The sequence below is a fragment of the Autumnicola edwardsiae genome (assembly GCF_031846505.1).
Lineage (GTDB): Bacteria > Bacteroidota > Bacteroidia > Flavobacteriales > Flavobacteriaceae > Autumnicola > Autumnicola edwardsiae.
Genome location: NZ_JAVRHP010000325.1, coordinates 1 through 378, shown reverse-complemented (window position 1 = coordinate 378; position 378 = coordinate 1). Strand labels below are relative to the sequence as shown.

1 protein-coding gene is annotated in these 378 nt (G+C 36.2%); it reads left to right on the top strand.

From position 1 onward, the window contains the following. Window positions 1–3 precede the first annotated feature (3 nt). Window positions 4–111 (top strand): RteC domain-containing protein, encoded by a 108-nt coding sequence (locus RM529_RS17880; RefSeq protein ID WP_311486078.1) that lies wholly within the window; start codon window positions 4–6, stop codon window positions 109–111. The last annotated feature ends 267 nt before the right edge of the window (window positions 112–378 follow it).

Genomic DNA, 378 nt, shown 5'->3' with positions numbered 1-378 from the left:
GACATCTACAAAACGTATCAGGACATCAAAAACCGCAAGAATAGCAGGACACTTTTTCTCGATGAACTTTCCACATCGTTACTCATTGAAATGGATAAGAGCGAAGAATGAGAAGCACATTTTTCTCTTAAAAAAAGACCGTAGTACGGTTGACCTACCGTCTTTTGATTTGGGAAGCCACTTTCATATAATTTGATGTGATTTAGCACACGATTTTCAATTCAGAACTCTCAAAACACCACAAAACCCATCAAATTTCAATATGTTAAATTATGACCGTAGTACGGTCGTACTGGGGAATAAAATCCAATAAACCTATCCAAATTTGTAGAACGAAAGTCAAATCAGGTCAGGGACTACCATTTAAAATCACAAACA